The 26,395-nt window shown below is 61.0% G+C and carries 27 protein-coding genes; 12 read left to right on the forward strand and 15 right to left on the reverse strand.

Annotated elements, in window-relative coordinates; translation table 11 throughout:
- The first annotated feature begins 97 nt into the window (after nt 1-97).
- Complete coding sequence (locus B0G80_RS40185) at nt 98-1,396, forward strand: cytochrome c (protein ID WP_116123924.1); 1,299 nt, start codon at nt 98-100, stop codon at nt 1,394-1,396.
- A gap of 61 nt (nt 1,397-1,457) precedes the next feature.
- On the opposite strand, the gene B0G80_RS40190 is transcribed toward B0G80_RS40185, so the two are convergent.
- Nucleotides 1,458-1,688, reverse strand: a complete 231-nt coding sequence (locus tag B0G80_RS40190) for a hypothetical protein (RefSeq protein ID WP_309568808.1) — start codon at nt 1,686-1,688, stop codon at nt 1,458-1,460.
- Between the two features lie 243 nt (nt 1,689-1,931).
- Between B0G80_RS40190 and B0G80_RS40195 the strand changes: the two genes are divergently transcribed.
- Nucleotides 1,932-3,086: a low temperature requirement protein A gene (locus B0G80_RS40195; protein ID WP_116123113.1), complete on the forward strand. Its 1,155-nt coding sequence runs from the start codon at nt 1,932-1,934 to the stop codon at nt 3,084-3,086.
- Nucleotides 3,087-3,250: 164 nt separating this feature from the next.
- Here the strand turns inward: B0G80_RS40195 and B0G80_RS40200 are convergent, their stop codons facing one another.
- The 11 genes from B0G80_RS40200 to B0G80_RS40250 form a co-directional block, all read right to left on the reverse strand.
- Complete coding sequence (locus B0G80_RS40200) at nt 3,251-3,928, reverse strand: ABC transporter substrate-binding protein (RefSeq protein WP_220377516.1); 678 nt, start codon at nt 3,926-3,928, stop codon at nt 3,251-3,253.
- Nucleotides 3,929-4,331: 403 nt separating this feature from the next.
- Nucleotides 4,332-4,643: a DUF4148 domain-containing protein gene (locus B0G80_RS40205; RefSeq protein ID WP_116123115.1), complete on the reverse strand. Its 312-nt coding sequence runs from the start codon at nt 4,641-4,643 to the stop codon at nt 4,332-4,334.
- A 267-nt stretch (nt 4,644-4,910) separates the two neighbouring features.
- Entirely contained in the window at nt 4,911-5,219 is a 309-nt protein-coding gene (locus tag B0G80_RS40210) for a helix-turn-helix transcriptional regulator (RefSeq protein WP_116123116.1), read from the reverse strand.
- Between the two features lie 170 nt (nt 5,220-5,389).
- Nucleotides 5,390-6,157, reverse strand: coding sequence for an SDR family NAD(P)-dependent oxidoreductase (locus B0G80_RS40215; RefSeq protein ID WP_116123117.1), 768 nt, complete (start codon nt 6,155-6,157; stop codon nt 5,390-5,392).
- Nucleotides 6,158-6,360: 203 nt separating this feature from the next.
- The gene (locus B0G80_RS40220; protein ID WP_116123118.1) at nt 6,361-7,272 is read right to left on the reverse strand and encodes a LysR family transcriptional regulator; all 912 of its coding nucleotides are present in this window, start codon (nt 7,270-7,272) and stop codon (nt 6,361-6,363) included.
- A gap of 177 nt (nt 7,273-7,449) precedes the next feature.
- Nucleotides 7,450-8,421: an aldo/keto reductase gene (locus tag B0G80_RS40225; RefSeq protein ID WP_116123119.1), complete on the reverse strand. Its 972-nt coding sequence runs from the start codon at nt 8,419-8,421 to the stop codon at nt 7,450-7,452.
- A 93-nt stretch (nt 8,422-8,514) separates the two neighbouring features.
- A complete protein-coding gene (locus B0G80_RS40230) occupies nt 8,515-9,306 on the reverse strand; it encodes an IclR family transcriptional regulator (protein WP_106282789.1) in 792 nt (263 codons plus the stop codon).
- Nucleotides 9,307-9,342: 36 nt separating this feature from the next.
- Nucleotides 9,343-10,152, reverse strand: a complete 810-nt coding sequence (locus tag B0G80_RS40235) for a sugar phosphate isomerase/epimerase (protein ID WP_116123120.1) — start codon at nt 10,150-10,152, stop codon at nt 9,343-9,345.
- 45 nt (nt 10,153-10,197) lie between these two features.
- Nucleotides 10,198-11,064, reverse strand: coding sequence for an intradiol ring-cleavage dioxygenase (locus B0G80_RS40240; protein ID WP_116123121.1), 867 nt, complete (start codon nt 11,062-11,064; stop codon nt 10,198-10,200).
- A 10-nt stretch (nt 11,065-11,074) separates the two neighbouring features.
- A complete protein-coding gene (locus B0G80_RS40245; protein WP_116123122.1) occupies nt 11,075-12,160 on the reverse strand; it encodes a maleylacetate reductase in 1,086 nt (361 codons plus the stop codon).
- A complete protein-coding gene (locus B0G80_RS40250) occupies nt 12,160-12,747 on the reverse strand; it encodes a nuclear transport factor 2 family protein (protein ID WP_258879179.1) in 588 nt (195 codons plus the stop codon). Before B0G80_RS40250 ends, B0G80_RS40245 begins: the two co-directional genes overlap by 1 nt.
- 211 nt (nt 12,748-12,958) lie before the next feature.
- Here B0G80_RS40250 and B0G80_RS40255 point away from each other — a divergent pair, with 211 nt between their 5' ends.
- Nucleotides 12,959-13,714 (forward strand): SDR family NAD(P)-dependent oxidoreductase, encoded by a 756-nt coding sequence (locus tag B0G80_RS40255; protein WP_116123124.1) that lies wholly within the window; start codon nt 12,959-12,961, stop codon nt 13,712-13,714.
- 59 nt (nt 13,715-13,773) lie between these two features.
- A complete protein-coding gene (locus B0G80_RS40260) occupies nt 13,774-15,174 on the forward strand; it encodes an MFS transporter (RefSeq protein WP_116123125.1) in 1,401 nt (466 codons plus the stop codon).
- A gap of 28 nt (nt 15,175-15,202) precedes the next feature.
- On the opposite strand, the gene B0G80_RS40265 is transcribed toward B0G80_RS40260, so the two are convergent.
- Nucleotides 15,203-15,589, reverse strand: coding sequence for a MerR family transcriptional regulator (locus tag B0G80_RS40265; protein WP_116123126.1), 387 nt, complete (start codon nt 15,587-15,589; stop codon nt 15,203-15,205).
- Nucleotides 15,590-15,675: 86 nt separating this feature from the next.
- Here B0G80_RS40265 and B0G80_RS40270 point away from each other — a divergent pair, with 86 nt between their 5' ends.
- Together B0G80_RS40270 and B0G80_RS40275 are read left to right on the forward strand one after the other, a co-directional pair.
- On the forward strand, nt 15,676-16,584 hold the full coding sequence (locus tag B0G80_RS40270) for an alpha/beta fold hydrolase (RefSeq protein WP_116123127.1): 909 nt from the start codon (nt 15,676-15,678) through the stop codon (nt 16,582-16,584).
- A gap of 25 nt (nt 16,585-16,609) precedes the next feature.
- Nucleotides 16,610-17,509 carry an alpha/beta fold hydrolase gene (locus tag B0G80_RS40275; protein ID WP_116123128.1) on the forward strand — a complete coding sequence of 300 codons (900 nt, stop codon included), beginning with the start codon at nt 16,610-16,612 and terminating at the stop codon, nt 17,507-17,509.
- Nucleotides 17,510-17,558: 49 nt separating this feature from the next.
- On the opposite strand, the gene B0G80_RS40280 is transcribed toward B0G80_RS40275, so the two are convergent.
- The gene (locus B0G80_RS40280) at nt 17,559-18,461 is read right to left on the reverse strand and encodes a LysR substrate-binding domain-containing protein (RefSeq protein ID WP_116123129.1); all 903 of its coding nucleotides are present in this window, start codon (nt 18,459-18,461) and stop codon (nt 17,559-17,561) included.
- 138 nt (nt 18,462-18,599) lie between these two features.
- Here B0G80_RS40280 and B0G80_RS40285 point away from each other — a divergent pair, with 138 nt between their 5' ends.
- The 6 genes from B0G80_RS40285 (at nt 18,600) to B0G80_RS40310 (ending at nt 24,496) form a co-directional block, all read left to right on the forward strand.
- Nucleotides 18,600-19,922, forward strand: coding sequence for an FAD-binding oxidoreductase (locus B0G80_RS40285; RefSeq protein WP_116123130.1), 1,323 nt, complete (start codon nt 18,600-18,602; stop codon nt 19,920-19,922).
- 29 nt (nt 19,923-19,951) lie between these two features.
- Nucleotides 19,952-20,692, forward strand: a complete 741-nt coding sequence (locus B0G80_RS40290; RefSeq protein ID WP_116123925.1) for an amino acid ABC transporter ATP-binding protein — start codon at nt 19,952-19,954, stop codon at nt 20,690-20,692.
- A gap of 49 nt (nt 20,693-20,741) precedes the next feature.
- Complete coding sequence (locus tag B0G80_RS40295) at nt 20,742-21,560, forward strand: ABC transporter substrate-binding protein (RefSeq protein ID WP_116123131.1); 819 nt, start codon at nt 20,742-20,744, stop codon at nt 21,558-21,560.
- A gap of 80 nt (nt 21,561-21,640) precedes the next feature.
- On the forward strand, nt 21,641-22,429 hold the full coding sequence (locus B0G80_RS40300) for an amino acid ABC transporter permease (RefSeq protein WP_116123132.1): 789 nt from the start codon (nt 21,641-21,643) through the stop codon (nt 22,427-22,429).
- Between the two features lie 27 nt (nt 22,430-22,456).
- Nucleotides 22,457-23,794, forward strand: a complete 1,338-nt coding sequence (locus tag B0G80_RS40305; RefSeq protein ID WP_116123133.1) for an FAD-binding oxidoreductase — start codon at nt 22,457-22,459, stop codon at nt 23,792-23,794.
- 9 nt (nt 23,795-23,803) lie between these two features.
- Nucleotides 23,804-24,496, forward strand: a complete 693-nt coding sequence (locus B0G80_RS40310) for an SDR family NAD(P)-dependent oxidoreductase (protein ID WP_258879180.1) — start codon at nt 23,804-23,806, stop codon at nt 24,494-24,496.
- A gap of 544 nt (nt 24,497-25,040) precedes the next feature.
- Here the strand turns inward: B0G80_RS40310 and B0G80_RS40320 are convergent.
- Nucleotides 25,041-26,330: an MFS transporter gene (locus B0G80_RS40320; protein WP_116123135.1), complete on the reverse strand. Its 1,290-nt coding sequence runs from the start codon at nt 26,328-26,330 to the stop codon at nt 25,041-25,043.
- Between the last annotated feature and the right edge of the window lie 65 nt (nt 26,331-26,395).

Here is a 26,395-nt window from a genome sequence, read left to right on the forward strand (position 1 = left end):
AATGCGCGCCCCTAGTCCGTTTGTTTCACCAAGCCGCAAAGGGCCGCACGGGCGATGGTTGCGGCATGGCCCGCGCGTTGCCGCAGCGATGCTCGCCATGACGCTCGGCGCGCTCGCTTGCGGCTACACAGCCGATTCCGCACCCGCCAATGCGACGCCGGCCGACGCCGCGCAGATCGCACGCGGTGCCTATCTCGCGAAGGCCGCCGACTGCGCAGGCTGTCATACGGCCGCGCCACGCGTCATGCGGCCCGGCGCCGCGCCGACTCCGGCGACGCCGTTCGCCGGCGGTCTCGGCATGGCCTCGCCGTTCGGCACGATCAATTCGTCGAACATCACGCCGGACCCGCAGGCAGGTATCGGTCTCTATAGCTATGACGACTTCGCACGCGCGTTGCGCGACGGCGTTGCGCGAGGCGGCAAGCGGCTCTATCCGGCGATGCCGTACCCACCGTTCGCGAAGATCGACGATGACGACATGCACGCGCTCTACGCGTATTTCATGCATGGCGTGCAGCCGGTGGCCACGCCCGCTCCGCCAACCCGATTGCCGTTCCCGTTCAACCAGCGCTGGGCGCTCATGTTCTGGGACTGGGCGTTCCTGCCGGGCGAGCGCTTCAAGCCGGAAGCAGGGCGCGACGCGCAATGGAATCGCGGCGCGTATCTCGTGCAATCGCTGGGTCACTGTGGCGCGTGCCACACGCCACGCGGGCCGGCTTATGAGGAACGCGGCTACACCGAGGCGAGTCCGCTGTATCTGACGGGCGGCATCAACGATCACTGGTTCGCACCGAACCTCACGGCCGACCCCGGTTCGGGCTTGGGCCGAAGCTCCGCGGCGGACATCGCAGCTTTCCTGAAGCACGGCCACGGCGGCGGCCTGGTGACGTTCGGCAGCATGGTTCAAGTGGTGGAAGACAGCACGCAGTATCTCGACGATGCAGACCTCGCGGCCATCGCCACTTATCTGAAGAGTCTGCCGGCGCGCGCTCAGAGCGGGCACTTCAACGCAAGTTCGCGCGGCGCGCTACTGAGCGCGCGGGCGCTGAAGACGGGCGATGTCGAGCGGCCCGGCGCCGGCATCTACGCAACCTATTGCGCGCGCTGCCATCAGTCGAATGGCGCGGGCGTGCCGCAAAAATATCCGCGCCTTGCGGGCAATCCGGCCGTGCTCGCTCCACAAACGACCTCGCTGGTTCGTCTGCTCGTGGAGGGTGGCGGCAGTCCGAGCACGGACGGCGGCCCTGAACCGCGCAAGATGCCGGCCTTTGCGGACAAACTGACCGATAGCGAACTCGCGCACGTTCTGACTTTCATCCGTAATACGTGGGGCAATGCGGCCGAGCCGGTCACGACCCGTGACGTGTCCACGGTACGGCATGCCTTGCATAAATAGTGGCGGTGGAAAGCATGCATGAGGCGTGTCAGCGCGCGGGGTCGTACCAGCCTGAAGGAATTCATGGAATCCTCCACGTTCTGGCGTATGCGCGTGTGAAGTCTGACACTGGCAAGTGACGCGGCGAATTGGCGAGCATCCAACCACCGAGAACGTCCGTCTGCCAATGGGCGTGCGATTTCATGCGAGCAATGCCATCATAGAGCGGCAAAAGCTCAAGCGCCCGTACAGCAGGGTAGCGCCGTTCGTAGTGGACGATGAAAGGCGTCACGAAGCTGGCCTGGAGCGTCACTTCGCCGCTCGGAAAACTTTGTCCTCCCTAAACCCGGCATTCATCGACCCTGCGGCCCTTGCTCAGGCGCATGACCTCGGCAAGTACGTCGCCCTGGCGGTAGTCGATGACCTCGTCGGCGCTCACTATTCGATCATTATGTAAGCAATCCTAGATAATCTATGAGCCGCCTCGTCCTGCCATTCTTATCGCGACATAACCCGCGGACGTGCCCCCCCGGCGCAAGCACGACAATGAGGCTATATGCACAACATAAAGTATTTCGAGTCCAATCGCCGTACCACTTGGCTCGAGGCGTTCTTCGACCTGATTTTTGCGGTGACGATCGGTGACGTAACGCATATCTTGAGCCACACGCACGAGGGTCATCTTGACCCAGTCCAGTTCTGGAAATTCGTCCTGATTTTCGTAGCTTTGTGGTGGATTTGGGCCAGCCACACCATGTATGCCAATCGGTTCGATGCCGATGACCGGAAGCATCGGCTGGCAACCCTGTTCATCATGTTCCTGCTGATTATCATCTCAGGCCTGATCGACCGACGATTCCTGGCCAGCGTTGAGGCCATCATCGTCTGCTACGCCGGTTCAAAATACATCGTCGCCTTGATGTATTTCGTGTCCAGATACCGGCATAAGGAAAGCGAGGCACTCACAACGGCAGTTGGCTGGGTAATCGTCGCCGGCACCACCATCAGCCTCGCTTCGATCCTGTTCCCGGAGCCACAGCGATATGTCGTGTTTTACCTTGGAATACTGTTCGATCTGATCGTGTTCATCTTTTTTTTGCCGCGTCGTCTCCAGGTCATCCCAGTGCATACCGAGCACCTGATCGAGCGCGTGGGTCTGCTCACGATCATCATGCTGGGAGAGTCCGTTAGCAGCCTGTCCGCGGGACTGGCCAACATCAGCTGGACTGTGGAGAGGCTGCTGACGGCCGCCACCGGCTTCGTGATGATATCGGGCATCTGGTGGGTCTACTTTGACAGTTTTCACCTGCTGACCAAACAGAAGCTCACGACCGGCCATTCGGTCCTGTACTCGCACTTTTTTGTCTTCATCGGCCTGTCGATTGAAGCGAGCCTGATCCGGCACGCGACCCTGGACGACATGGTGGTATCCGATTTCCGAGCGCTGTCGGTCATCGGCGCGGTCTGCTTTTTCATTGGCAAGCAGTACGGCTATTTCATGGAGCGTCCCGAGTTGCGGCGCCAACTGGTCGTCAACACGCTGATCGTCTTCGTGTTGACCGGGTTTGCCCTGCTATTGTCCAGAACCTCTTACATCCTGCTCGGTCTTACCGCTGCGGTGATTTGTTATGCTTTCCTCAGTCTCAAATATTTGAACGTCCCGCCCCAGCGTCACGACCGTTCGCGCGACAGCGCTATCACAGGAGACTAGCCCTGAGCGACACCGCAAGTTCTCCAGCCACGATGCGCGGTTGCCGGGTGGTTCTCAACCTGAGGTGCACCGGGTCAATGACCGGATGCAACTGATTGAGTGGATGCTCGGAGCAGGCTAGCAAAGCCTCCAGAGGGCAATGACTCATCTGGAAACGCAGCCGATCACCGATCCACCGAAGGCGCACCTTGAGCCGCTTTATTCAGCATGCGGTGAGTAATTTGCGATCGAAGCGCCTGCAACTCCCCGCTTGCCCGCATATCCCGAATGACGGCCTCCACCCGGGGCACGAGTTCGCGGTTGCGCTCATTCAGGAAGTGATACATGTCGATATGCTGCAGGGGCGGCAACACCGCTCGCAACTGCGCATCCAGACCCAGCCTGCGTATGACGAGCATACCGCTGAAGAGATCATTGACGGCAACATCGATACGATCGTGGGCCAGCATCAACATCATTTGATCCATCGTCTCGGTGGCCTCAACCTGCGGCATTCCGGCCGTCCCGCGCTCAGACGAACCTACCCCGCGTATGATGCCGACGCGGTAAGGACGCAGCGATTCCCAACCGTTGACGTGGAAATTCAACTCCTTCACGAAGGCCGCTGGCTCGATATAGTTGAATGGCTCCCTGACAGCGACGAGCGTCGGATATTCTCTCTGTACATCGAGCAGGCGCTGAACCTCACCGTCCAGGCGGCCTGAACTCGACTCGATCAACGACCGCTTGGCCGGCACGTCGACAAATTCAACGTGGATGCCGAGCTTGGCATAGACGACCGTGAGAATCTCCGCACCAACCTCCTGGTCCGGGACATTCGCTATACGCGCGATCTGCAACACGGGCTGAGCTGGGACATTTATGCAGGCGAAACCGATCAGGCTGCATGTCAGCAGCCTTAAAACCCTCCCCGGGAGCATTGCAGCTCGGCGAAGCGCCGGACGCCTGGTCGTAAGCATGTCAGATTCCCGGAAAATGCCCAAGAGTCTAGCGTTAATGCCGCTCACTGTTGGCGGACGTCAGGCGAAAGATGGCCTCGTACGCGGACTGTTCGTTCTGCGCTGCTAGAACTACGTCCTCGGGAGATGGATGCAACTCTCAGATCTGATCTAGTAGCTTACCCGCGTCATACCGAAGAAAGTAGCGATCCGAGTGCCGCAATATTGTCGACGAACGGAGCGATGGCGTCGAACGACCGGAAGTGGCGGTCCCCTGACATCCGAGTCAGTCCTCGATCTCTCGGTCTCAGCCGGGCAGAAGGTGCTGGCACTCTGTTTGGAACCAATAGTCGACCAGGCGCTGTGCCGCTTGTAGATCATCCGGGTAATACGGATCATTAAACCAAGGTGACGGGTCGTAGCCTGCTTTCCTTAAGGCAGCGAGTTCGCTTTGGTGCTGCGCCATCGTAGGGGGTGCGTTTGTCTTGAGTGCCGCTAGGTCGCGGCACTCGATCGGAGTGAGGTGCGGCCCGGCATACGGCATGCCACCAGCGACACAGCCGGCGAGCAAAATCACCAGAACGGGAAGTATTGACCGCGTTCCAGGCCGATTTCTCATAGCACGTTTCCTTCCCTGCGTCGCGTCGTGAACCAACTCGTAGTGCCTTCTCGCCCATTTTGTGCCTTTCGGCCCTATCGCGCTCCTTCGGTCGATTCACCGCAGGAGACGCAAGCATCGTTCCTCCCGGCTATGGTGGAGGTTGATCAGCGAGGCTGCGCCGCGAATAGGATCGCCGGCCGCGTTCACAGGTAAAGCGGCCATCCGTCTTACCGGCAGCGGGACCAGAAAGACCATGCGTCCGTATCACTGATTTTTGTATCCTCCTTACCGGGAAAAAGGAGTCCTTGCGGAGTCAGCAAGGCAGATTTCAGTCAAAAAGTCGATAACTCCATGAATGGCATCCAGGCCCGCCGAATAATAGACGAAGGTCCCTTTCCGGTTGCTGGATACAAGGTTCGCGCGCGACATGTCCTTTAGGTGGAAAGACAGGCTGGACGGAACAATTCCTAACTGCGCAGAAATCTCTCCCGCGGGCAACCCACCAGGCCCCGCTGCAGTGAGCAGCCGAAAGATAGCCAATCGCGAGCGGTGTGCTATCGCGCTCAAAGCAAGCAATCTGGCGTCTTCGTCCATTTCCGTAGCTCAGCCGTTGTCGAAGGTCGTTTGCTCTCGCAGACGCGCGCGGCGACAACGTGGGAACCGCGTGCGAATGCTTTTGCGCCCGCACGCGCTCCGGACCGACGCGCACGTCTGCGAGCGAATCAAGCGTTGCAGCGTGCCAGCGAAAACGCTCGTCGGTTTCCTCAGGCAATCCATCCACCATCGACCGTCAGACTCTCGCCGGTCGTGTAGCCTGCTTCGGGGCTCGCGAGATAAGCTACAGCCGCGGCGATTTCCGCCGGTTTGCCGAAACGCCCCACGCTTGCGAGCTTTGTCATCGTTGCGTGGTCTTCTGTGCCGGGCTGCGGAGCCAGTTCTGTATCGATCGGGCCGGGCTGGACGGCATTCACGGTTACGCCATATTTGCCGAGTTCGCGCGATAGCCCGCGAGTGAAGCCTCTGAGGGCGAACTTCGATGCGATGTAGAGCGTCACACCAGGCAGTGGCGCGGCTTCGCCAAAGGCCGAGCCCACGTTGATAATGCGTCCCCAGCCGGCCGCCACCATTCGCGCTGCCGCGTCTTTTGCCAGTTCGATCGGCGCACGAACATTCAGGTTGAAGTGTGTGTCGTATGACGTCTCCGAAGAATCAAGGAAGGGTCCGTACTCCACCGTGCCAGCGTTGTTGACAAGTATGTCGAGCCGCCCCTCGAAGCGGCCACCGAACGCGCCGTTCAGCGCCTCAATGAGACTCTTGACGCCTTCTGGTTGCGACAGGTTGGCGCCGACAGCTTCAGCCTCGCCGCCGGCATCGCGGATCTCCTTGACAACTGCGTCGGCCCGCGCCGGACTCGACGCATAGTGAACGATCACCGATGCGCCGTCCCGCGCAAGACGTGCCGCAATAGCTGCACCGATTCCACGCGAAGCGCCCGTAACAAGAGCAAGTTTGCCTTTCAGAGCCTGGGTCATGTTTTCCTCAACAGATAGGATTCGAAGCGGTCCTCCGGGCTGAACAGCCGGAAGGGACTGCCACATCGGAGCCAATGTTTCGTGCATTGGTTGATGCGTATCCTCCGCTCAGGTGGCGTCGCCCGGTAGTCGCGGGTGAGGAATAGCTCCTATTCCTACTGCGAAGAGGCAGCCCGGGGCATTGGCGCCCTGGTACGCAGCGGCTAGGCGGTGAGGTCCTCGCTGGAGCGCTCATTGAGAAGGTGCTCGACAAACATGACGAAGGCACGCGCCTTCATGGTCGCCATGCGGCCGGACGGAAATACTGCCCACAGGTCAATCGGCGGCAACATCCAGTCAGTTAGGACGGCCTGAACCGCGCCGTTCGAGAGTTCAGGAGCGAACATCCATTCCGAAGCGACAGCAAGGCCCATGTGAGCGAGTACCGCCGTGCGCATGCCTTCAGCTGCGTTCACGCTTATTCGGCCGGACAAGGTTACGTTTGAGTCGGAACCGTCACTCCGGCTGAACAACCACGATTCACCGCCGCCTCGCACCGAGTAAACGACCGCCTGATGACGGCTAAGGTCGCCAGGCGTTTGCGGAATCCCCGCCTCCGCGAAATATGAGGGTGTGCCGACGACGACCCGCCGCCCGGTGGAGATGCGACGCGCCGTCATGTTCGAATCGTCCAGGGCACCCATACGTAACGCGACATCGACACCCTCTTCGAGCAAATCGACCGACCGATCGTCAAGTACGATATCGATGCTCAGATTGGGGTGTTGATCCAGGAAAGACTTTAATGCTGGCAAGACGTGTAGCCGGGCGAAGGTGACGGCTGCGCCAATGCGCAGTCGTCCGGACAAGCCATCCGACGAATCACGTACTGCCTGTTCTGCCCGCTCCGCCTCATCAATGGCCCTGAGTGCGTGATCGTAGAACCGTTGACCGGCATCGGTCGGCGCCAGGCCACGTGTCGATCTCAATAGCAAACGGGCCCCCAGACGTTCCTCCAACTGTGCGACTGTCTTTGAGACGGCCGGTTGGCCCAGCTTTAACCGGCGTGCCGCGGCGGAAAATGAACCCGCATCGACAACAGTTATGAAAGTCTCCATCGCCACCATGCGGTCCATGTGCAGCCTCCTGCCAGGTTGTCAGCGAAAGTGCGCAGTGTAGGGAAACGACGAGCCTCTTCGGACAAAGCACGCGTTATCGCGCGCCGGCGGCCCGTAGCGCAATCAGATGCGGCGGACCACTTGTTGGCCCTTCCCGAATTGAAGCAATTAAGCTCCTTCGCAACCTCCGGATAATCACCCTTCCCAATCTTTCGTCTCGACGAGGAATGCGTCCATCTCCTGCCAGAACTGATCCGACAAGCGTTCAGAAAGACGCGCGAACGATTCGTTGAATTCATCCGCATTCTTTGCGCCAAAAACGATCGTGCTTACCGCTGAATGCCTCAACGGAAAAAGCAGGGCAGCGGTAGCCAGCGACACGTGATGGCGCCGGCATATGCGTTCGAGTCCTTCCGTTTGCAACAGGGCTAGCCGCGTCGCGGGCCGCATGTTGTAGAAGGCGTCGGGACGCGAACCGGTAGCGAGAATGCCCGAGTTGAATGGCGACGCCGCGATCCAGGCAATGCCTTTCTCGACGCAGTGATCCAGCAACGCGGTGCTGCGCGTGCGAAGCAACGAGTACTCTCCCGCCGGCATGACGACATCTACGTCGGCCAGTTCGGCGAAGTCCAGACAGGCCTGCCAGTCCATACTGGCGACGCCTATCGCGCCGACCACTTTTTCATCCTTTAGGCGCTGTAAAGCGGGAAACGCACCTTCGACGGCCGTTTTGAGTTCCTCACGATACGCCGTCCGGGCAAAACCGGGATCCAGATCGTGAATAAAAACTGCATCGAGACGATCGACATTGAGTCGCGACAGGCTGCGCTCGACCGATCGGAGCGTCGTATCGTACGTGTAGTCCAGATAAAAGTCGCTACCGCCTGGCAAGGAGCTTGCGCCAGGCTGGCTCAAGTACCTGCCGAGCTTGGTCGATACATACAACTCGTCTCGCGGATACGCTGCCAGCGCAGCGCCAAGCCGTTGCTCGCTTTCACCGCCAAGATAAGCTGCCGAAGTATCGAAATATCGAACGCCGCTCGCCCATGCGGCGTGAATCATGTTGAAGAACGCCTGCTCGCCCGCGGCGTTTGCGAGGCTGCCGGCTCCGACTCCTACCCGAGGAAACTGAACGATTCCATTCGGCTCCGAAATTCGTGCGTTCATCAAGTTCGATATCCTTGATCAATAGTTCATAGAATCGCAATCGACTTAGTTGCGACCACAAAGACGAGGGCCGCCAAAAATGTGTCAGTAGGCTTACCTGGTATGTTCGTTTGCGGCGATGTAATCGCGGCGCACGCGTTCCGCGGAGGCCTTGAGAACGGCGACGGCCCGCGCGCCCACACGTTCCGAATAACGCACCGACGGAATCGCGACGTTCAGCGAGCCGAGCGGAAAGCCCGACGATGACAACACGGGCACGCCGACGCCGACGATGCCCGGCGTGTATTCGTCCATTGAATAGGCGACCCCGGTGTGTCGGATGGTTTCGATCTGTGCAAGCAGCGCCTTCTTTGATGTGATCGTCTTCGGCGTGATGGCTTGCATCTTTACGGTCTTGATGTACTCGCTACGCATCTGATCCGGAAGAAACGCGAGAATTACCTTTCCGCCCGACACTGCATACAGCGGTGCAAGATCGCCGAGCCGCAGATGCGATACCAACCGTTGCGGGCTGGTGACTGTCGCAACGACTTCCACCTGATCGCCCTTGATCTGATTGAGCGCGCACGACTCCAGCGTCTGCTGGGTGATCTCCGCCAGCACCGGCTGCGCGCAGCTGACGAGCGAGCGGCTATGCGTGGATTGCTGCGAAAGCCGGATCAGCGCTTCGCCGAGGCGATAACCCTTGGTGACAGGGACGAATTCGACAAATCCACGAGCCGTAAGATTCTTGAGCAGCTTGGTCAGCGAACTCTTCGGTATGTCCAGCGCTTCTGCGATTTCCGTATGGGACATTTCTCGTCCCCATCTCGCGAGCAACTCGATCACGTCGAGCACACGATCCGCCGATTTGACCACTGCATTCGATTCGTCTTCCAACAGCATATCCGGCTCCTGTTTACGTATGGAAACATACTAGCATCAGGACACTGGACCCGCGAGAAACGTCCGCATGCGTGCATGAATGCGTCTCGCCTGTTCTTCGAACGGCAGGCCACGCAGCGCGAGCGTCGGCGCCTCGACGGCGAGTGGAAGATCGGACCGCAGTCTCGACAGCAGTTCGCGCAGCGGCAATTCGCCATCGCCCGGCAGCAGCCGGGCCGTCCTCGCTTCTTGTCGCCGTGCTTCGAGGGACTGCGGTGCGGCGCTCGGTGCATCGCAAATCTGGATGTATTCGATCAGCGCCGGGTCGATTGCGTCGATTTGCTCGCACGTCACGCCCGCCCGAAAGTACTGCAGTGCGTCAATGAGTATTCGCGCGTTCGGCTGTCCGCTATCTCGCACGACATCGAGCGCGTCGGCGGGCGTACCCACCGCGCAGTATGTGATCGCTTCGAGCCCGACCGAAAGGTCAAAGCCGTCGGCCGCTTCGCAGAGGCGGCCGAAGTTGTCCCGCAGACGAGCGCGTTCGGTGTCGTTGCCGACGCAGAGCACGTGCCGCGCACCGAGCCTACGACCCGCTTCGAGTGCGGGCAGTAGTGACGCGACATCCGTCTGCGGACTCAGCCAGATGGCCTCGATATCCAGCAGCCTGACGCCGGTTGCGTCGAGTCGCGCACGTAACTCGCGGATGAGTGCGGGATGGTTCGCGACATCCACGATCGCGTCGGCAGCGGGGGGCGCGACCAGCCGCAAGCCGCAAAACTCAAATCCCGCAGCGGCGGCCGCATCGACGAGTTGCAGCGGATGCGCGTCGAGAATGGTCAGATGATGCAACGATAGTTCATGCATGGGAACACGTCAGTAACATAGAAAATGGCTCGTGGCGCACAGCGGTCAGGTCTGCGGCGGCAGCACGAAATCATAGGCAAGCAGGGCACTCGGAACCTCGACGAGATGACCGGCCGGACTCAGACCCGGTGCGAGCGGTACCAGTGGTTCGATCAGTGCGTCCTTCACGCCGAACACGACGTCCGAGTCCAGGTAGATGTCGCCGCTCACGAACACATGCGTAACGAGTGTCTGGAAGCCGGGTGCACTGACACGGAAGTGCACATGAGCCGGGCGGTACGGATGCCGCCCCTGCGCATCGAGCATGCGGCCAACCGGGCCGTCGTTCGGAATCGGATAGGCCGCGGGTACGATCGAGCGATACCAGAATGCACCTTGCGGATCGGTCAGGAAGCGCGCGCGCATGTGCAGGTTCTCCTTGCCCACCGCCTTCTGCACATCATAGAAGCCGTGGCTGTCCGCGTGCCACGTCTCGATCAGTGAGCCCGCGATCGGCTCACCGTTCAGATCGCGTACGGTGCCCTCGACCAGCAGAGGGTCGCCCGGCTCGCCATCGGCGATCGAAGCGCCGAGCGGCAGATTAGCCGCTTCTTCTACATAGAACGGACCGAGCACGGTAGTTTGCGTCGCGTCGCCCGGATAGCGATGATTGATCGCGTCCACCAGCATCGATATACCGAGCGTGTCGGAGAGCAGAATGAACTCCTGCCGGGTGTCGCTGCACATCTGCCCCGTCTGCGTGAGAAAGCGAATCGCGGCGGCCCATTCGTCTTCGGTGGGCTCGATCTCCTTCACGAACGCATGCAGATGACGAACCAGCGCGTTGCTGATCTGGTGCACGCGTTCGCTCTTGCTTCCCGCAAGACGCGCGATCACTGCTGCAGTGATGTTGTCTTCGTCGAAATTGCGCATCGCGTGTTCCTCACAGCGAATCGGGTTGTGGTGCCGCGCCGCGCCATGCCCTTTCGAGCATTGCCCTGATCGAGTCATGGTCGGGCGTGCGCGGATTGGCATAGGCCTGTTGCAACACCAGATCGGCCGCGCGCCCGATGCCATCGTGCGGCATGCCAATCTCCGCGAGAGACTGGGGAACGTGCAGCCTTGCAGCGAGCGCGTGCAGTCCGGACCATGCGTCGTCGGCTTCAAGCGCGTGTGCGATGCGGCCCATTGCATGCGGCGCCGCGCCAGCCTGGTAGGCAACGACGTGCGCAAGCATGATCGCATGGGTGTCGGCATGCGGCAGATCGAAGGTGCCGCCCAGCACATGACAGACTTTGTGATGCAGCGCCATGCCGACGGAGCCGAGGCACGTTCCGCACAACCACGCACCGTACTGGGCGCGGCTGCGTGCATCACGACTGGCGGGATTGGCGAGAATCTCGGGCAGCGCAGCGGCGAGGGCCGCGATACCCTGTTCAGCCATGATCGACGTGACCGGGTTGGCGTCGACGGAATAGAGCGCTTCCACCGCGTGAGCCATCGCGTTCAGACCGCTGGTCGCCGACAAGCGCGCGGGCAGCGTCAGGGTGAGTTCCACATCGTAGATCACCGCCTCCGGCAGCACGTCGAGCGTACGACGCGTACGTTTCTCGCCGTCCTGCGTTTCGCCGATGATTGGTGTGACTTCAGAGCCGGCGTACGTAGTGGGCAGCGCGATTTGCGGCAGGCCGGTGCGCAGTGCAAGCGCTTTGGCGAGGCCTATCGCCGAACCACCGCCGACAGCAATCCGGGAGTCCACGCCGGTCTCCTGCACGAGCGCGAGTGCGCGCGATGTCACGTCCCACGGCGTGTGCATCGCGGCCTCGGCAAAGATATGCGCCGGCGGACCGGTGAACAACGACGCGATGGCGTCGGCCAAATCCTTCTGCTCCGGTGTGCAGACGATCAACGGATGCGCGCAGTCCAGTTGCCGGGCGACTTCAGGCGTTTCCCGACGCCTGCCCGCGCCGAACAGCACGCGTGCCGGCAGCGCCCGGTAATCGAAGCGCATCGGCGAGACGTCCTCCATCATAGCGCTCCGTTTTGCAGATACTGGCGGCCGCGCGCATAAAGCGCTTCTACCTCCGGACCCGTCAGTGCCGGCATGTCGCGTTTGACCTTGTAGCCGATTCGGGTCTGCATATAGGCGAGATGCCGGTAGCCAACGGGGAACTCGGCCAGCAGTGCCGCATCGAGAACGGGACGGGCGTCCGGCTTGACCGGATCCAGACGATCCTTTTCGTAGATGGGCTGTCGAAGCAACAGCAGCCATCGGTCGCCGACCTTCTCGAAGAAGTCGTAGAAGCGGCCGGTGCACACGACGTCGCATAACGTGGCTTCCACTTCTCCACGCTGCGAGATGGTCATCTTGGTTTGCGCGACGGCACGCGAGCCGCTCACTTCGATCGACGTGCCGCCCAGAAAATGCAGAATGCTCACGCCGTTGGCCCAACCGGCCTTCGTCACTTCGATGAACTCACGGCCGCTTCCCTGAAACCACGTCGCCATCATGCGGCCGTCTGGATGCCACAGCGTCGCGAAACGCTCCCAGTCTCCCGCATCTCGCCATACCGCCCAGTTTTCGATCGCCTCGCGGATCGTCAATCGATCCATCATCGCCTGCTCCATGTATCGCTCCTCGTTGTTCACGTATAGAAATCAATTTCTATGTTGGTACTCATGACGCCGCGCGGTCAAGCGCTTTTTATCGCGAACCGGGACATTCCCTGGTTTGTTCCCCTATGTGAATGAATGGTGGGATTGCCGTTGACGAGCCGGAATATCGTTTCTAGGATAGGAACTACGTTATGTATAGGAACAAACGGAAATGGAAAAGCAATCGATAAATCAACGGAGATTTGAATCACGCACGGCCATCGTGACGGGCGCCGCGCGTGGCATCGGGCGCGGTATCGCAGAGCGACTTGCGGACGAAGGCTGCCGGGTCGCCTGTTGGGATATCGATTGTTCATCGTTTGAGATAGGCGGCGACTCGTTCGCGGCCCTTGTTCAGGCCGTCGATCTTGCGGACGCGCGTTCCGTTGAGGCCGCGTTTGCTGTCACGCTCGAGTCGTTCGGTCATGTCGACATACTCGTGAACAACGCCGGCATCAACGGCCCGGTCGTGCCGATCCAGGACTATCCGGTCGACGCATGGAACCGCGTTCTCGCCGTCGATCTGAACAGCGTCTTCCACACCTGTCGCCTCGCCGTGCCACACATGCGCGGTCGTGGCGCGGGACGCATCGTCAACGTGGCGTCGATCGTCGGCAAGGAAGGACATCCGAACATTTGCGCTTATGCGGCGGCGAAGGCGGGTGTCATCGGTCTGACGAAATCGATCGCGCGTGAATTGGCCGGAACGGGCGTCACGGTCAACGGCATCGCGCCTGCGATCACCGAAACGGATCTTTTCCGGGAGATGACGGAGGAGCACATCGAGGCCAGCAAAGCGCGCATTCCAATGGGGCGGTTTTTGACTGTTCCGGAAATCGCCGCCATGGTGGCATGGATCGCAAGCGACGAATGCAGCTTCACGACCGGCTTCACCTTCGACCTGTCAGGCGGCCGCGCGACGTATTGAGCGCAGACGGTACGCAAGCCCGGTTCACGACGGCCGACAAGACACATGCAGGAGACGAAATGACAGCAACGCATCAGCAGGGCAGTAATCAGGCACGAACCGCCACCGCGAGTGCGTGGATAGGCTCGGCGCTGGAGTACTACGACTATTTCATTTATGCGCAAGCCGCCGCGCTGGTTTTTCCGCAACTATTTTTTCCGTCCAGAGACAGTCGCGTTGCGATTGCCGCGTCGCTCGCGACGTATGGCGTCGGCTATCTCGCGCGACCAGTCGGCGCATTGGTGCTCGGCCGTCGTGGCGATACGCACGGCCGCAAGAACCTGCTTCTCACCTGCATGTTCATGATGGGGTTGTCGACGCTCGCTGTGGGTCTTCTGCCGACATTTGCGCAAGTGGGCTTCGCAGCGCCGATCCTGCTCGTGATCCTGCGGCTCATCCAGGGCTTCGCGGTCGCCGGGGAGATCTCCGGTTCCAGTTCCCTCGTGCTGGAGCATGCGCCACTCGGCCGTCGCGGCTACTTTGCGAGTTATGCGATGCAGGGCGTGACCGCCGGCCAGGTGTTCGCGGCGGCCATCTTCATGCCGCTCGCCTACTATCTCCCCGAGAAGCAGTTCCTGGCGTGGGGTTGGCGCGTCCCGTTCCTGCTGAGTGTGCTCGTGCTCGTAGCCGGTTATGTGATCCGGCGGAAAGTGTCGGAAACACCGGCTTTCGTTGATGAAGCGCAACAGCGGCAGATTCCCGCGTCGCCCGTCAAGGAAGCGTTGCGCGATGGCTGGCGGGATATCGTCCGCATTGCCGCAATCGCGTTGATTGCGATCATCCTCGCGGTGACTTCTATCTTCGGCGCGGCCTATGCGGTACAGCCCGCTTACGGTATCGGTCTTTCGAAAGGATTCTTTCTCTGGATTCCGCTGCTCGCCAATCTGACCGCGATGTTCTTCATTCCCTTCGCAGGCAGTCTGTCCGATCGATGGGGACGCCGGCCGCTCATCATATTCGGCGCGCTTGCCTCGGGTCTGCTCTCTTATGCGTATCTCTATGCGATCAGTCTGCACAATGCCATGCTGGCGATCGTCATTGCGATCGTGATGTGGGGCGTGGTGTATCAGTGCTTCAACGCGGTCTATCCGAGCTTCATGCCTGAGCTGTTCCCGACGCGTATCCGCGTTACCGCCATGGCGATCGGCCAGAACATCGGCACGGCCATTACCGCGATCGTGCCGGCGTTCATCGCGGCCGTCGTGCCGCCCGGCACGCAGCACATCCCGTTGATCGTGGGGACGATCACGCTGGTCGTCTGCGGCATCGGCGCGCTAGGCGCATGGACGGCGCGCGAAACCTACCGGCTGCCCGTCAACGCGCTCGGCCGGCGAGATGCAGCACCAATCAGCCAGGAGGAATACGACAGCCTGCGCGCGGATATTCGCAGGAAGAAAACGGCGTCCAACGTTCCCGTTTGAGGGCGATTTCCGTGTGCCGCGGTTCGAGTCAGTCGACGGGCGGCACCGCACCTTCGAGCAAGGTCTTGATGAGCCGCGCGCGACGCTTTTCGAGGTCCGCGATCTGACGATCGATGGCTTCGAGCCGTGTCCGCTGGACGTCGGTGATCTGGTCGCACGAGCGGGCGCCTTCGATCAGAAGCATGCAGTCCGGAAAGCCGCGAATATCGTCGATGGTGAAACCGGTCGCGATCATGCGCTGAATCTGCTTGACCTGCGTGACTGCCTTCTCGGGGAACATGCGATAGCCATTGTTCGCACGTACCGAGGCGAGCAGACCGTGTTCGTCGTAATGACGGACCGATCGCACGCTCGCGCCGGTGCGTTGCGAGAGTTGTCCGATTGTCAGCAGTTCCTGTGGAGGCTTGTCTTTCATGAAAAGCAGGCTAACACAATTCGCTTGACCCTCACATCAGTGTGAGGGTTGAGACTAGGCGCACTGACACTCTCCACGGAAAGGCAATGAGCTTTCGAACGTTCCCTCACTTTCTGATTTCCGCGCTTTCGGCGGCGACGTTGTTCGCGTCCGCAGCCGACGCCATGGCAGCACCGACCAGTTATACCGTCGCATCGACGGATGGTGTAAAGCTGGCGGTTCAGGAAAGCGGTAACCCGAACGGGCCGCCCATTATTCTGGTGCATGGGCTGCTTGGCAGCCGCCTGAACTGGGACGCGCAGGTGCGGAGCCCCGAATTGCGCCAATACCGGATCATTACGTATGATCTGCGCGGCCACGGTCTGTCGGACAAGCCATCCGGCCCGCAGGCATATCACGACGGAACCCGCTGGGGGGACGACCTCGCAGCGGTGATCCGGGGTTCACACGCGCTCAAGCCTGTCGTAGTCGGATGGTCGCTCGGTGGCGTGGTGATATCAAACTACCTCGCCAGGTATGGCGATCGCGCAATCGCGGGCGCCGTGTATGTCGATGGCGTGGTCGAACTCGCTCCCGGTCAGATCGTCGATCACCCCGACGTCTATCGGGACATGAATTCTCCCGATCTGCAGACGCATCTCGACGGTGAGCGCACCTTCGTCGGCCTTTGTTTCAACCATCGGCCTGACGCCGACACGTTCGACCGGCTGCTCGCGAACGCCGCCATGGCATCATGGGACATGCAAAAGGAAGTGCCAACGATGACGGTCTTTGCCGCGGAGGGGCTCGGCAAGGCTCGCGTGCCGCTGCTTTTTATTTACGGCGGTCATGACGCGCTGGTCGACACCCACGCGACGCTGGCGCGCGCGACCGCGCTGAATCCGCACATCGTCAGCAAGGTCTACGCGGACTCGGGGCACGCGCCGTTCATCGAGGAAGCCGAGCGTTTCAATCGCGATCTGGCCGAGTTCGTCAGGTCGGCGTCGCAGCAATGAAGTCACGTTTGACGGGGAGATAACCATGGAGCATGAAGTCGCGAAGGACTTCTTTCCGGGCTTCGCGAGGCTTGACGTCGAAGCAGACGATGTCTCGTTTCGCGGCAGGATCGGCGGGAGCGGACCGCCGGTTTTGCTTTTGCACGGGTACCCGCAAACTCACGTCGCGTGGCGGTTGATTGCGCCGACCCTCGCGAAGTTGCACACCGTCATCGTGCCGGATTTGCCGGGGTACGGCGACAGCCGCACCCGCAGCGATCAGCCGCGATGGACCAAACGTCGCGTAGCCAGCGCGCTGGTCGCGCTGATGGGCCGGCTCGGGCACGAGCGCTTCGCAGTGGTCGGGCACGATCGGGGCGCTCGGGCAGGATACCGGCTTGCGCTCGACCATCCTCGACGCGTCGCCGCGTATGCCTCGCTGACCGTGATACCGACGCTCGATGCATTTGCATCTATCGACAAGACGTTCGCGTTCAACGCCTGGCACTGGTTCTTCCTGGCACAGCCGGGCGATCTCCCGGAGCGGATGCTTGCGGCTGATCCGGACGCTTATCTCGACACTGCACTGGCGAAGATGGCGGGCGGTCTTGAGCGAATCGATCCCCTGGTCCTCGACGTCTATCGAACGGCCTTCAGAAATCCGCACGTGCGCCACGCCATGTGCGAAGACTATCGCGCCGCGGCTTCCGAGGACCTGGAGCACGATGCGAGCGATTTGGCTGCAGGCCGAAGGCTTGCCTGTCCGGTCCTGGTACTGTGGAGCGAGAGCGAACAGAAGGCGAGAAGCATCCTGCCCCTCGACGCGTGGTCCCGATGGGCAGCGAACGTGACGGGCAAGGGATTGCCCGGCGGCCACCTGCTGCCCGAGGATGCGCCGGATGAGGTGTTGGCGTCTCTTGAGAATTTTTTGGTCGGACAGAGTTAGCGTTGGCTACTGTGAAGACATTGACGATTCGGAGATCGATGACCCTGCACTACTGTGCAAACCGCTCGGCCATTTCGCGCATCGTTTCGGCAGTCAATGCCAGAAAAGCCTCGATAACCGGATTGGTGTGCTGCAGTTGCGGGCAAACGGTAAACCCACGGAACATCACATCGGGTGAAAACGGGCGGAACACGATGTGCTCTGGGTTCGCGTCCAGCGTGACAAGCGGATTCACAATGCCCACCCCCAGCCCGCGCGACACCATCGCGCAAATCGTCGCGCCATAAGGCGTTTCGATAGTCGGCACCTGGTTCGTTTCCGCTTGCCGAAGCACGCGGTCGAGCGACGAGCGCGTGTCGTCGGCATACGACGGCAGGATCAAACTCTGACCGCGCAAATCGTGCGCGCGAATCTGCTTGCGCGCGGCAAGCGGATGCGCGGCGGGCAGCGCGCACACGCCCGGCAACCGATAGAGTTCGGCGCTGGTGACGCCGAACGCATCCGGCGTGGTGGTGGCGAAACCGATATCGCAATACGCCGCCGACGCCCAGCGCTGGATCGTTCCTTCGCTGCGCATTTCCAACGACACCGCAATGCGCGGATACGCCGCGAGAAAGCGCTCGAGCACGGCCGGCACGAACGACAACGCGAGCACCGGCGCAGCCACGAGCCGCAAACGTCCCGTGCCCAACTGGCGAATCTCTCGGGCCGAATGCGCAAGTTTCTCCAGCCCGACGAAGCTCCGATCCACCTCGCGATAGAACGCGCTGCCGGAATCCGTGGCTTGTATCCGGCCGCCGTTACGGGTGAACAACGCGAGGCCGGTCGATTCCTCCAGCTCGGCAATCAGGCGGCTGATGCTCGGCTGCGACGTGCCGAGTTCCTCGGCCGCGGCCGTCATCGACCCGCGCAGCATCACCAGCCTGAATGCCTCGATTTGCCGCTGATTCATGCTGTTCACCCTGCCGGTTACGACAACATGCCGTTCAGCATGCCATATCAAAAATGAATGGCAGACGTTTTTGGCCGTATTTGACCGGATAAACAACGCAAACCTACACTGGGTCGCAACAGTCAACCGCGAGATTCCATGCGACCCGACGCGCTGCTTTTTCACGACGATTTCAAGCTCGCCCCCTACTGGTGGGATGCGGCGCCGCCCGAAACGGCGCGCGAGCCGTTGCCCGAGCGTGTCGATCTGGCGATCGTCGGTGGCGGTTACTGCGGGCTCTCGGCAGCCGCGGAGGCTGCCCGCCAGGGCGCGAGCGCAGCTGTGCTCGACGCCGCGGAAATCGGCGCGGGCGGCAGCACGCGCAGCGGCGGAATGGTGTCGAGCGGGCAAAAGCTCGCACTGACCAACGCGATTCGAGGCGTCTCTCCTGAGCGGCTGACCCGTCTCATGCACGAATCGATGGCGAGTGTCGAGTACCTGCAAGACATCATCGCCGACGAAGCGCTCGACGCCGATCTGCAGATCACCGGCCGTTTCTTCGGCGCGTTCACGCAAGGGCATTTCGAGCATCTGCGCAAACAGGGTGAACTGCTGCACGAAAAAACCGGCGTCACGGTGCACGTGATTCCTCGCGCGGACCAGCGTGCGCTGATCGGCTCCGATTATTACTACGGCGGCATTCTGGTCGACGAATACGGCGGGCTGCATACGGCCAAATATCATCGCGCGCTGCGGCAACTGGCGCGACGCCGTGGCGCGAGTCTGCATTCGCACGCCGCGGTGCAGCGAATCGAGCGGCACCGCGCGGGCTTTCTCGTGCATACCGCCCGCGGCCGCATCGACGCGAAGCAGGTGCTGATCGCGACCAACGGCTACACCGGTCCGCTGCTGCCGTTCCTGTCGCGTCGTGTGCTGCCGGTGGCGAGTTACCAGATCGCGACCGAGCCGCTGCCCGCCGGACTGATGGCCGCGCTCAACCCCGGGCGCAGAATGATCAGCGACTCGAAACGCAATCTGTTTTACACGCGGCCTTCGCCAGACGGCACCCGCATGATCTTCGGCTCGCGGCCGGCGATTCGCGAAGTGAGCGAACGCGAAGCCGCGCGAATTCTGTACGCGAAGATGATCGAGCTTTGGCCGGCGCTGCGCGACGTGCGCATCACGCACGCATGGAAGGGCTATGTGGCGATGACCGGCGACCGGCTCGCGCATATCGGCGTGCACGACGGCATCTACCATGCGCTGGGGTGCAACGGCAATGGCGTCGCGCTGATGAGCTATCTCGGGCAGCGCGTCGCGCGGCACCTGCTCGGCGTCGACGCCGAGCCGGGCGCATTCGGTGAAGGCGCATTCCCGGTGAGCGCCGCGGGCATCGCGAGCCGTTGGGCCGTGCCGGTCGGCACCGCGCTTTATCAACTCGACGACCTGTGGGACGGCCGCGCACGTGCCGCGCTGTCATGAAGCACGTCACTGTCAACCAGGAGCTGCTGATGATTTCGCTGCAGAACGTGTCGAAATGGTATGGCGAACATCGAGTGCTGAGCGATTGTTCGGCGCACATTCAGGCGGGCGAAGTCGTCGTGATCTGCGGACCGTCCGGCTCCGGCAAATCGACGCTGATCAAAACCGTCAATGGACTCGAACCGGTTCAGCAAGGCGCGATCGTGGCGGCGGGCATCGCGGTGGCCGGTCGACCGTCGGCGCTGAAAAAATCCGCGCTCGCCGAACTGCGCACGCGCGTTGGCATGGTGTTCCAGCAGTTCGAGCTGTTCCCGCATCTCACCGTCCGTGAGAACTTGATGCTCGCGCAAACCCGCGTGTTGAGGAGAAGCCGTGATGAAGCCACCGACAAGGCACGCGTGCTATTGCAACGCGTGGGCATGCGCGCTCACGAGGACAAGTTTCCGTCGCAACTTTCGGGCGGCCAGCAACAACGCGTCGCCATTGCGCGAGCGCTTTCGATGGACCCGGTCGCGATGCTGTTCGACGAGCCCACTTCCGCGCTCGATCCGGAAATGGTGAACGAAGTGCTCGACGTCATGACCGAACTGGCGCAGGAGGGCATGACGATGCTTTGCGTCACGCACGAAATGGGTTTTGCGAGGCGCGTGGCCGATCGCGTGGTGTTCATGGATCAAGGCGCCATCGTCGAGGACGGCACGAAGGACGCATTTTTCGACCGTCCGCGCTCGGCGCGCGCACGCGATTTTCTCTCGAGAATCTTGCACTGATTTCGCCGTCATTCTTTTCACCTGTGGTCTCTTCGTCGGAGCAAACATCATGCGATTTCGCCAATTCCTAAGCCTCGTTGCGATAGTCGTTCCGCTATCGCTCGCAGCCGCTGTTCCCGCGTTTGCCGACGACGTCGGCACCTTGACTCCCGGCAAACTGGTTGCCGGCGTGGATGCCAACAACAAGCCGTATTCTTACGTCGACAACGGCACGATGACCGGTTTCGACGTCGAACTGCTGCGCGCGATTGCCGGCAAACTTGGCCTGAGCGCCGACTTCCGCGCGCAAGACTTTAGCGGCCTGCTGCCGAGCGTGGTGAATCAGCAGATCGATCTGGCCGCCGGGTCGATCTCGATCACCAAGGATCGCCTGAAGATGGTCGATTTCTCCGAGGGCTACCTGACCGGACTGCTCAGCGTCGCGACGTTGCCCGACAGCCCGATTTCGAGCGATCTGGCGTCGGTGAAGGGCAAGCGGATCGGCGTCATACAGGGCACCATCGAAGACACGTACTCGGACAGCTACCTGCCCGGCGCGCAGATCGTGCGCTTTCCTAATCTGAACGCCGGGTTCCTGTCGCTACGCTCGAAGTACATCGACGGCTACTTCGTCGACAAGACGCTGGTGGCGGGGCTGCAGAGCAAGTACCCACAAGTGAACATCGCCGACAAGCTGGATATTTCCGCTGTGAATCTGCCGGCCGGTTTTCCGGTCCGCAAAGGCAACGCGAAGCTCGAAGCCGCGTTGAACAAGACGCTCAACGAACTGGTCGCGGACGGCACGTGGCTCAAGCTCTACCAGCAATTCCACCCGGGCTATCCGAAGCCGACAAGTCTGCCGCCGTATGCGATGAAAAGCGGCAGTTAACTTGAGCTGACGATTCAACCGGACGTTGAGTGGACGAGGCGGCAACGCGCTTGCCGCCGACGCACAGACTGGAGCGCGTCATGAATGCATTCCTGCAGAACTTTCTCGACTGGCCCTTGCTGATCGGCTCGCTGCCGTCGCTACTGTGTACTGGTCTCGTCAATACGCTGGTGCTGTCGGTGTTTTCGACGTTGCTCGGCATTGTCGCCGGCATGGTGCTCGCGTTGATGGCGGTATCGCACACGCGTTGGCTGATGCTGCCCGCGCAGGTGTTCATCGACGTGTTCCGCGGTCTGCCCGCGGCATTGGTCATTCTGCTGGTGGGCCAGGGTCTGGCGCCGGTGGGCCTGTCGATTTTCGGGCCCAATCCTTATCCGCTCGCCATCGTCGCACTGGGCCTGATTTCGTCGGCCTATATCGCGGAGATTTTCCGTTCGGGCATTCAAAGCGTCGGGCGCGGCCAGCTCTCCGCCTGTCAGGCGTTGGGCATGACGTACTGGAGCGGCATGCGTCACGTGATCGTGCCGCAGGGCATCCGGCGCGTTCTGCCGGCGCTCGCCAACCAGTTCATTTCGATCGTGAAGGATTCGAGTCTCGTCTACTTTCTCGGTTTGCTGACGTCGCAGCGCGATCTGTTCACCATCGGGCAGAACACGTCGGTGAATGTCGCCAATCTGTCGCCGCTAGTGGCCGCCGGCGCGGTCTATCTGTTGATTACCGTGCCGTTGACGCACGCGATCAATCACATCGACCGCTGGACCAATCGCTTCGCGAATCCCCGTCAAGGCAGCACGCGCCGCAAACAGCGAAAGGCGCAGGCCGCCGAAGCCGAAACACCTAACGCCAGCATCGCCAAACAACCTCAATAACCGCTATCGGCAGGGCAGCAAAATAATATGGGACCACAAGTCGACGTCGTCGCCGACGACACGAACGTACCCGCGGAAGTGGATGTCGTCGTGATCGGCGGCGGGATTATCGGCGTGAGCACCGCGCTGTCTCTCAGCAATAAGGGCTTGCGCGTGGCGCTCTGCGAGAAAGGCCATATCGCGGGCGAACAGTCCAGCCGCAACTGGGGATGGGTGCGCGTGACGCACCGCGACATGCGCGAGTTCGAACTGAGCATTGAAAGCCTGAAACTGTGGCGCAAGATCGACGAAACGCTCGGCATCGAAACCGGCTTCAACCAGTGCGGTATCCTTTATATGACCGAGGACGACAAGGTCATGGAAGGTCATCGTACGTGGCTGGACAACGCGCGGGGCGTAGCGGGCAACGCGTTCGATACGCGGCTGGTGGACTCGAAAGAGGTTGCCGCGTTGTTGCCGGGCGCGGCAAGAGCATTCAAGGGCGGTTTATATACGCCCGGCGACGGTCGCGCCGAGCCGCAAAAGGCCGCGCCTGCCATCGCCAATGCGTTGCGCAAACGCGGCGTCAGGATTCTCACGCCCTGTGCCGCGTGCGGCATCGAAACCAGCGGCGGACGGGTCAGCGCGGTCGTCACCGAGCACGGCACGATTCGTTGTCAGAGCGTGGTGGTGGCAGGCGGCGCGTGGTCGCGGCTGTTCTGCGGCAATCTCGACGTGGATCTGCCGCAACTGCTCGTGCGCGCGTCGGTGCTGCGTACGGAACCGATTGCGGGCGGCCCCACGTGCAGCGCCAGCAACAAGCATTTCGCGTTTCGCAAGCGCGCGGACGGCGGCTATACCGTGGCATACGGGTTTCGCACCCATAGCGATCTGACGCCCGACAGTTTCCGCCTGTTTTTCCAATACATCGAGGCGTTGAAGAGCCAGTTGGGTTCGCTGCGGATCGGCATCGGCGCGCGCTTTTTTGACGAATTGCGTCGTCCGCGTCATTGGGCGCTCGATCGGACCACTGTTTTCGAACAGACACGCACACTCGATCCCGAGCCGATCGCCGCTTATGTGGACGGCGGCCTGCATGAGTTCGTCAAGGTGTTTCCGCACCTCGCCGGCGCGCGTATTGCGCAGCGTTGGGCCGGCTATATGGATGTCACACCGGATGCCATTCCCGTGATCTCCGGCGTGGACGCCGTGCCGGGGCTCTTTATCGGCACTGGCTTTTCGGGCCACGGTTTCGGCATCGGCCCGGCGGCGGGCCAACTGATGGCGGACCTCGTCACCAACGACACGCCGCTCGTGAATCCTCACGCGTTTCGTCTGAACCGCTTCAGCGACGGCACGAAAATCGTGATCGACGCGGGCTTCTAGGGAGCAGCCATGCAAACTGTGCAAAAGGTGGCGATGATTTCCGGCGCGAGCCGCGGCATCGGCCTCGAGATTGCAAAAGAACTGGCGCGGCGCGGCTATCGTTTGTCGTTGGGCGTACGCGATCCGGCCTCGTTCGCGAACCGTTTCGACGCGTTCGTCTGCGCTTACGAAGCGCATGATCCGCAGGCGGGGCGCCGCTGGGTGGCGGCGACGGTCGAAGCGTTCGGCCGCATCGACGTGCTGGTCAGCAATGCGGGCATTTGCAAACCCATCGGTCTCGAAGACGGCACCGACGAGATGCTTGAAGAAACGCTGGACATCAACGTAAAGGCGCCGTTCCGTCTGATTCAGGCGGCGTTGCCGCATTTACGCCGCGCCGGCGCGGCTCGCGTGGTGCAGATCGCGTCGTTGTCGGGCAAGCGTGTGAAGAACCTCAATGCCGGTTATCAGATGTCGAAGCATGCGGTGATCGCGCTCAATCACGCGGTCAGGCGCGCGGGCTGGGACGACGGCATTCGTGCGACCGCGATCTGCCCGGGTTTCGTGAACACGGACATGGCGGCGGGGATCGCCGACCTGGCGCCCGAAGCCATGACACAACCGGAAGATTTGGCGCGCATTGTCGCCAACACGATTGAACTGCCGAACTCGGCGAGCGTCGCGGAAATCCTCGTCAATTGCCGGCATGAGGATCTTTTTTAGGCGAGCAGGTCCGGCGTTCCCCGAGCCAAACGTACCTAGCCAACGACAATCGCTCTTACCCGGTGGAGGCGGCCGTAAATCGCCACATCGGCGAGACGTCGGGTTCAGCAGAAACCTTGTTGCTTGAATCGCGTGGCAGACGGCGACTTTCCGAGATCGCGCACGACGTGGCTTCATCAAAGCCGCGCAAAACGAATGAATAGTCTCGCGCCGCAATGGATTGATCTGCCTGCACCGCAAACCCTCGACGAACCTGGCGCTGCCCGCGGCGACTACGTCAATCGCGTCAGCGTCGCTTACGCCCACCGCCAATCCACGGTGGATCCGCAAATACCTCCGCCATCCAGTCGATGAATGCGCGCACTTTCGCCGGCGTGTACTGAGCCGATGCGCGAATCACGTGCATCGTTTCATTGCCGGCAACCCAATTTCCGAGGTCAGCGAGAAGCGGGCGGTCGTCGTCGAGTCGAATCATGCTTAAAAGGCGGGTGCATCGCCCCGTCGAAGCCTATGAGGATGCAACTCAATTCGCAGGATGCCGGATTTAGCGCAACCGCAAAACGGTTTTGCATTTCCACAATGCCGCTAGACTCACTACGCCGAGAAATGCCAGGTAAAAGGCAGGTGAAAGCTTGTTGCCGGTGAGTTGAATTAGAGAATCAACGATTAATGGCGCGAACCCGCCGAAGACCGTTACGCCGATGTTGTAGCTGACTGCCATACCGGTCGCGCGTGTTTCTTTAGGAAAGGCGTCTGACATCAACGCGGGCAGAGCACCAAAATATACGCCTTTCAGCAAACCGACCCACGCCATCATTGCCATTAACGCGCCCAAGGTCGGATGACGGATCAATGCGTCAAACACCGGGTAAATTGACAGCGTGAAGATTACGCCAGAGGCCGCCATCAAGCGGATTCGGCCCACCCGATCGGAGAGAACGCCAACAAATGGCGGTACGAGCATCAGAATTGCACCTGTCAAGACAGTCGCTGTAAATCCGAACGACGATGGCATGTGGAGTTGCTTGACCGCATAGGTCGGGATATAAAGAATTACGTAGCTCGTGCCGGTCGAGGCGGCCAACACGCCGATCGAGAGCAGCATACGCAGCTTCTGATGCGCTAGAACGGTCCTGACAGGCGTATGGGAGACAGGCGATTTGTCCAGGCTATGCTCGTCCTTCAACTGCCTGCGAAGGTATAGTCCGACTGGACCGATCAGAATTCCAAAGAAAAACGGAACACGCCAGCCCCATGATTCCATGGAGGCCGTGTCCAGGGTGCTGGTCAGCACCGCGCCGAACCCCGCAGCCAGTAGATAGCTTAGCCCTTGACTCGCGAACTGGAAGCTCGCCATAAAGCCGCTTCGGTGCGGCGCCTGCTCGACCAGAAACGCGGTTGTACTTCCAAACTCGCCTCCCGCGGAAAAGCCCTGCAGCAGACGGGCAGCAAGCACAGCGATAGGTGCGGCCACGCCAATTGCTGCGTATCCTGGCATGACGGCGATGGTCAGTGTGCCGACCATCATCATCGTGATCGATACCAGCATCGACGCTTTTCGGCCGTGCCGGTCGGCGTAGGAGCCAAGTGCCAGCGCGCCAATGGGTCGAACAAGATAAGAAATGCCGAAAGTACCAAGCGTAACGAGCAGCGATAGTGACGAACTGGATGCCGGAAAAAACGTCTTCGCAATTGTAGTCGCAAAGAATCCATAAATCAGGATATCAAACCATTCCAAAGCGTTTCCGATAGTTGCAGCGAATATGGTTAGGTAAAACCTGGTTTTCGTCGGCTGAGAAAGAAAGCTAGTGCTCACGCTTGCGGGTGTATCCATGACATGCTCCATATAGAGAAATCGATTTGCCCGTTCGACGGCGCGAGCTCAGACCAGTCCATCGA

The organism is Paraburkholderia sp. BL6669N2, from assembly GCF_003387275.1.
Taxonomy (GTDB): Bacteria; Pseudomonadota; Gammaproteobacteria; order Burkholderiales; family Burkholderiaceae; genus Paraburkholderia.